This window comes from Kitasatospora sp. NPDC042419 (genome assembly GCF_056437345.1).
Genome location: NZ_JBWKAW010000042.1, coordinates 40,929 through 47,305, shown reverse-complemented (window position 1 = coordinate 47,305; position 6,377 = coordinate 40,929). Strand labels below are relative to the sequence as shown.

At 72.5% G+C, this 6,377-nt stretch carries 5 protein-coding genes; 3 read left to right on the top strand and 2 right to left on the bottom strand.

What is annotated here, in order from left to right; genetic code table 11:
- Window positions 1-135 carry a sigma 54 modulation/S30EA ribosomal C-terminal domain-containing protein gene (locus tag AC067J_RS40425; RefSeq protein ID WP_478307800.1) on the top strand — a complete coding sequence of 45 codons (135 nt, stop codon included), beginning with the start codon at window positions 1-3 and terminating at the stop codon, window positions 133-135.
- Between the two features lie 201 nt (window positions 136-336).
- Here AC067J_RS40425 and AC067J_RS40420 read toward each other — a convergent pair whose 3' ends face one another.
- Window positions 337-1,386, bottom strand: a complete 1,050-nt coding sequence (locus AC067J_RS40420) for a helix-turn-helix domain-containing protein (protein WP_478307795.1) — start codon at window positions 1,384-1,386, stop codon at window positions 337-339.
- An 808-nt stretch (window positions 1,387-2,194) separates the two neighbouring features.
- On the opposite strand from AC067J_RS40420, the gene AC067J_RS40415 reads away from it, so the two are divergent.
- Both AC067J_RS40415 and AC067J_RS40410 read left to right on the top strand, forming a co-directional pair.
- On the top strand, window positions 2,195-2,863 hold the full coding sequence (locus AC067J_RS40415) for a DUF4097 family beta strand repeat-containing protein (protein WP_478307799.1): 669 nt from the start codon (window positions 2,195-2,197) through the stop codon (window positions 2,861-2,863).
- Window positions 2,864-2,997: 134 nt separating this feature from the next.
- Entirely contained in the window at window positions 2,998-5,283 is a 2,286-nt protein-coding gene (locus AC067J_RS40410; RefSeq protein WP_478307794.1) for a S9 family peptidase, read from the top strand.
- 328 nt (window positions 5,284-5,611) lie between these two features.
- On the opposite strand, the gene AC067J_RS40405 is transcribed toward AC067J_RS40410, so the two are convergent.
- Window positions 5,612-6,145: a flavodoxin family protein gene (locus AC067J_RS40405; RefSeq protein WP_478307793.1), complete on the bottom strand. Its 534-nt coding sequence runs from the start codon at window positions 6,143-6,145 to the stop codon at window positions 5,612-5,614.
- Window positions 6,146-6,377 lie beyond the last annotated feature (232 nt).

The window sequence follows — 6,377 nt, the reverse complement described above, 5'->3', positions numbered from 1 at the left end:
ATGGCCGAGGCGGTCTCGAAACTCGACCTCACCGGGCTGCCGTTCGTCTTCTTCACCGACGCCGCCACCGGCCGGGGCAACGTCCTGTACCACCGTTACGACGGCCACTACGGCCTCATCACACCGGCGCAGTAGCGGAACAGGACGAGCCGGGCGCACCGCGCGAACCGGAGACGAGGCCGACCTGGACGTCCCGATGGGCGGCGGCCGACATCAGTACCGTGCCGCCGTGGCTGCGGGTCCCGCGGCCCGCAACCGGAAGTCCCTGCCGGATGACAGGCATCGGTGCGCGTCACGGACGGCAGGTCCGTGCCCGCCGGAGCGGGAGTCCCCACATCACCGGCGGGGCTGCGGCTGAGCGGTGCGCCGCAGGGTCGCGGGTGTCTGTCCGTACCAGCGTTGGACGGCGCGGCGCAGGGCTCGGGCGTCGGCGTAGCCGGTGCGGGCGGCCACCGCGTTGATGCTGAGATCGGTGTCGTGGAGGAGCCCGGTGACGTGGGCCTTGCGGATGGCTTCGGCTTCGCCGCTCCACGTGGTGCTGTGTTCCTCGAGCCGGCGTTGCAGGGTCCGGGTGCTGAGGCTCATGCGCTGCGCCACCGCGGACAGCGTGGGAGGGTCCGCCGCGTCGTGCGCGGACGCCAGGGCGGCACGGAAGAGGTCCAGCCAGTTGCGGAGCGGGACGGAGGCGGCGAGCGTCTGCTCGGCGTGTCTGTGTAGCACTGCCGACAGCCCCGGCTGGGCGTGGGGCGACGGCGCCTTCAGGTCGGCGGCGTGGAAGGTGATGGAACTGACCGGTGCCTCGAAGTCGATGGCGCGCGTGCCGTACAGCTCGATCAGAGCGTCGTGGCTACGCGGCACTTCGGTGGCCAGAGCGACGTGCACGGGGACGAGGTGCCGCTGTGCGGCATGGCCCAGGCGCGCCTGGAACAGGCCGAGCGCGCACGCGCGGACGGCGCAGGCGGCCTCAAAGGTCAGATCGGCCCCGTTGGCGTGGCTGACGGAGATGTGCCGGCCGTGCTCGCTGACCTGGATGCTGTCCGTGCCCACGTCGAGGACGGTCGCCAGGTACGTCGCCGAATCACGGATCCCCTCAAGCGGGCTGGTCGCGCAGGTGATCAGGTAGTCCCAGACCCCGAGGCTGCCGACGTGCGACCGCTGTGCCATCAGCAGCGCCACCTCGGGCCAGGACGTGTGTACGGTCATCAGCTCGGCGATGCGGATGCTGGTGATGGTGGGGGCCCGGCACAGGTCGTCGTTGAGGTGCTCCGGTGCGACGCCCAGCAGGTGGGCGTATTCCGTCGTGGGTACGCCGAGCAGGCGCGCGGCGTTGACGTTGAGACGGGTGAGGGCCGTGGAGGTCGTCCCCTGGTGTGCGTGCGAGATCACAGGGGCCGAGCGTAGACCAGCCCGAACGACAAGATCATCACGGGGGCCGGCGCCGGGGTTCCCGTCATGGCGCGGGCGGTCTGCTCCGTGGCGCGCGAGGCCCCCTTGCTGGCGCGTACCGCCCTCGCTGAATGATCTTCACGGCAGTAGCGTGATGATCGTTCTCGGCTGAGCCCCGCCTGACTCGGTGAGCCCGGGCCGCCCGGGGCGGCCGGTGTACCGCAGCCGGTCAGGTCGGCGAGAGCGTTACCGTGCGTACCAGAGGGTGGGGATGAAGGTCGTGAACGCGCTTGGTCGTGGTTTCGGCTGTCGCGACGGTGGCTCTCGGAGCCGGGACGGCCGGCGCGGCGAGCGGCTGTTACCCGGGTGACTGCGGCAGTGGCCGGTGTGCTGGTGCGGGCAGCCGGACCGGCAACGGGACGCGGGTGATCCGGTGGGCCTGCGGCGGTGCCCCGGGCCGGATCCGGGGCTGGTCAAGCGGTCCTGGATCGGTGGTGCCGACCGGCCCTGAAGCTGTCATGCCCCTGCCTGCCTGCCTGCCAGCCAGCCCGTCGTCCGGCCGCAGGGTTGCTCGCGCTCACACGGTGCGGCGCGGGGCGACCGCGGTGTGGGCGCGGCCTCCTTCGGGGTCCGTGGTGTCCCGGCGTGGCGTTCACTCGGAGCCCGAACCGGTCGATGCGCCATGTGGTGCAGAGGCTCCCCGCTGCACGGGTGCACGGGCGAGCGCAACAAACGTCCCCGCATCGACCTGTCTCGATGACAGTCGGATGCGGAGGGCATTCCAGAAAACGAGTCGAAGGAAATCATGATGCAGACGTTCGCCACTCCTGCCCCGGTCACCGCCGTCCTGGACATCCCGGCGGGACGAATCCGGTTCGTCGCCGCGGACCGGGCCGACACCACGGTCGAGGTCCTGCCCGCTGACGCGTCGAAGAGCCGTGACGTGAAGGCGGCGGAGCGGATCACCGTCGACTACGCCGGCGGCCTCCTGCGGATCGACGCCCCGGCGCCGAAGAACGGGATCCTCGGCGACTCCGGTGCCGTCGAGGTGACCGTCCGACTGCCCGCCGGCTCCCGCGTCGAGGCCAAGGCGGCCAGCGCCGACCTGCGGGGCGTCGGACGACTGGGTGACGTCACCCTTGAGCTCGCGCACGGCTCGGTCGAGCTCGACGATGCCGCGAGCACCCACCTCACCCTCCAGGCCGGCGACATCCGGGTCGGCCGTCTGGGCGGACCCGCCCAGATCACCACCCAGAAGGGCAACATCACCATCACCGAAGCCGTGCGGGGCACGGTGGCCCTGCGAACCGCGGCCGGGGACCTGTCCGTCGGCGTCGCCCGCGGCGTCTCCGCCACCCTGGACGCCGGCACCTCCTACGGCCGGATCGACAACGCGCTCAAGAACGCCGACGGCACCCCCACGGTCGACATCCACGCCACCACCACCCACGGCGACATCACCGCTCGCAGCCTCTGACACAGCGGCAGCCTTCACCGGCCCGCGAGATGGTCCAGGGCCCCTGAGCCCTTCTCGCTCTCGTCACCCCTGCCGTCACGGCACCACCAGGCCGTCGCCGTGCCCGGAAACGGCGCCAAGGAAGGACAAGAAGAATGAGCACCACTCAGGACTACCAGGCCGCGGAACTGCTTCTGCACCGCCCCGCACGCCCCGGCGAGCTCGTCGTAGGCGACAAGGTCAGGCCGCAGTGGATCGACGGAGGCGCCCGCTTCTGGTACGCGGTGAGCAACGGCACCGGCAGGCGGTTCGTCCTGGTCGGCCCGACGGCGGGCACCCGCGAGCCGGCCTTCGACCACGCCCGGCTCGCCACCGCGCTGGCCGCCGCCACCGGACAGCAGGTCGACCCCGAGGCCCTGCCGTTCCCGGCCATCGAACTGGTCGGGAACACCGTGGAGTTCGCCGCGTTCGGCGCGTACTGGCGCTGCCGCCTCGACGACTACAGCTGCGAGCCGGCGGAATTCACGCCACCGGGCAGCCCGCTGGAGGTGCCGTCACCCGACGGGAAGGCCGCGGTGTCCCGGCGGGGGCACGACCTGTGGGCGCGCTCGCTGTCCGACGGCCGCGAGTGGGCGCTGACCACCGACGGCGCGCCCGACCACCAGTACGGCACCGGCCCGGACTGCACGAGCAACACCACCCTGCTGCGCAAGATCGGCCTGCCGTACCTGCCGCCCGCGGTGGCCTGGTCGCCCGACTCGACGAAGGTGCTCGCGCACCGGACCGACGAGCGCGGTGTGCGGCAGACCCACCTCGTGGAGGCCAGGCCCGCCGACGGCGGCGCGCCCGCCGTCCACACCCAGCGGTACGCCCACCCCGGGGACGAGAGCGTGCCGCAGGCCGAGCTGGTCGTGCTGGACGTCGCCGCGGGCACGGTGGTCCGCGCCCAGGCCGAGCCGCTGCTCATGCCACAGATGTCGCCGATCACCACCAGGTGGGCGTGGTGGGCCCAGGACGGCTCGGCGGTGTACTACCTCGGCCGGCCGCGCGACCCGCGCACGCTCTCCCTGCACCGACTGGACCCCGCCACCGGCGAGGTCACCACCGTGCTCAGCGAGACCGGCGACACCCGGGTCGAGCCGAACCAGTGGCTGTACGAGCCGCCGATCGTGCGGGTCCTGCCCGACGAGGTGCTCTGGTACTCGCAGCGGGACGGCTGGGGCCACCTCTACCGGTACGACCTGCACACCGGCGAGCTGCTCGGGCAGGTCACCTCCGGGCCGTGGGCGGTGCGGCAGATCCTGCGCGTCGACGAGGCCGAGCGGGTGGTGTACTTCACCGCCTCCGGGCTGGTCGCGGAGGACCCGTACCGGCGCACGGTGTGCCGCGCCGGCCTGGACGGCTCCGGCTTCGCCAAGGTCACCGACGACGAGCTGGACCACGTCGTCACCGTGCCGGACGGCCAGGAGTACTTCATCGACTCCGCGTCCACGGTCGACACCCCGCCGGTGACCCTCGTCCGTGACTGGAACGGGCGGGTGCTGGTCGAGCTGGAGCGCGCCGACATCGGCAAGCTCACCGCCACCGGCTGGACGCCGCCGGAGCGGTTCCGCGTCAAGGCGGCCGACGGGGTGACGGACGTCTACGGGGTGCTGTACCGGCCGCGCGGGTTCGACCCCGCCCGACGCTACGCCGTGGTGGACAACGTCTACCCCGGCCCGCAGGTCGCCCGGGTCGCCCCGTGCTTCGACCCCGGCGGGATGGGCATGGACGCAGAACCCCTCGCGGCACTGGGCTTCGTGGTGGTGGCGGTGGACGGGCGAGGCACCCCGGGGCGGAGCAAGGCATTCCACGACGCCTCCTACGGCCGCCTGGCCGACGCGGGCTCCCTGGCCGACCACGTCGCGGCGCTGCGGCAACTGGCCGAGACCCGGCCGTGGATGGACCTGGACCGGGTGGGCGTGTTCGGCCACTCCGGCGGCGGGTTCGCCGCGGCGCGGGCGATGCTGGACTTCCCCGAGGTGTTCAAGGCCGGCGTCGCCCTCTCCGGCTCCCACGACGCCCCCCACTTCAGCCAGGGTTTCGTGGAGACCTATGACGGCGCGGCCGACCCCGAGGCATGGGCCCGTACCTCCAACGTGTCCGACGCGGGCCTCGCGGACCGGCTGGCCGGCAAGCTGCTGCTCGTCCACGGCGAGATGGACGACCAGGTCCACCCGCATCACACGCTGCGGCTGGCCGACCGTCTCATCGCCGCCGACAAGGACTTCGAGCTGCTCATCGTGCCCGGCGCCGAGCACACGCTCATCGACTGCCTGTCCTATGTCCGCAAGCGCTGCTGGGACTTCATGGTGCGCGAACTGATGGGCATCCAGCCCCCGGCCTACCGCCCCGCCCCGATCGCCCTCGGCCCCGAGCTGCTCGGCGAGCTCTTCTCCTGAGTGCGCTCTCTTCCCCTGAGTGCGCTCCCGCCGGAACGGTCGTCCGGGCGGCGCCTGCTTGACCAGCGCAATGATCCGCGGGGTCCCGCCGGGTGCCGGGACAAGCTCGTACTTCTGCTTCGGCACCGAGCGGGACGGCGGCCGGCTGCCAGCTGGACGCCTGTTCAGGCTGATCGCCGCCGTGGCCGTCCTCGCGGTACGCGAGGCGTACCGCGAGGAGCCGCTCGGCGCGGCCCTCCTGGTCGGTAGGGCCGTTGCCGGGGTAGGGACGAGAAGGCCTTCGTCCGTAGTCGTCACGCTGCCACGAGCAGGGTCGGCCGGAGATCCGTCAGACCAGGCCGGCGCCCCAGGCGCGGGCGCGGTCGAGTTCGCCCGCCCGCAGGGGGCCGTCGGCCTCCTCGACGACGAACCCCTCGGGTTCCGCCACCACGTCGTAGTGGTGGCGGGACAGCCGTTGCGCTATGCCGTCCGCCGCGCCGCCGCTCATCCGCATGTCGGCGCGTGTGTCGAAGGCCGCCGCGTGGGTACCGGGCTCGGTTTTCGGGAGGTCGTGGAACCACGTGCGAAGACCGGGCCCCTCAGCCGTCGAAGCGGCCTCCCGAGCGGCGTCCTCGTGGCCCTCCTTCTTCGCCTCGGCCGTGGCGGCCATCCTGCGGCTGAGCCCGGAGGACATGCCGTGCATGTGCGTCGGACCGCCGACCACCAGGAGGTCGGCGGTCCGCGTCATGTCGGCGTCGGCCTCTGCCACCGGGATGCAGTCGACCGCCGCGTCCGGGGCGGCTTCGTGGATGCCCGCGGCGATCGCTTCGGCGATCTCGCGTGTGTTGCCGTACATGCTCTCGTACACGATCACTGTGCGCATCGCTCTCACCTCTCCTTCCATCGTCCTCCGCCACCTCCTTCCGGGCGTGGGCCGTTCGGCCCTGACCGTGCCGCCGACAGGACCGTTGCCGCCGGTCGTGCGTCAGCTGTGGGAGGGGGAAACGGCCGGACGGTGGATCCCGTGGAGCCCGACCGGGCTCGCCCCCTCGGGGAGGCCCTCGGTGGCGCCGTCCCGGAGGAGGCAGGCCGTCGCCCGGGGTGGCGGCTTCGGC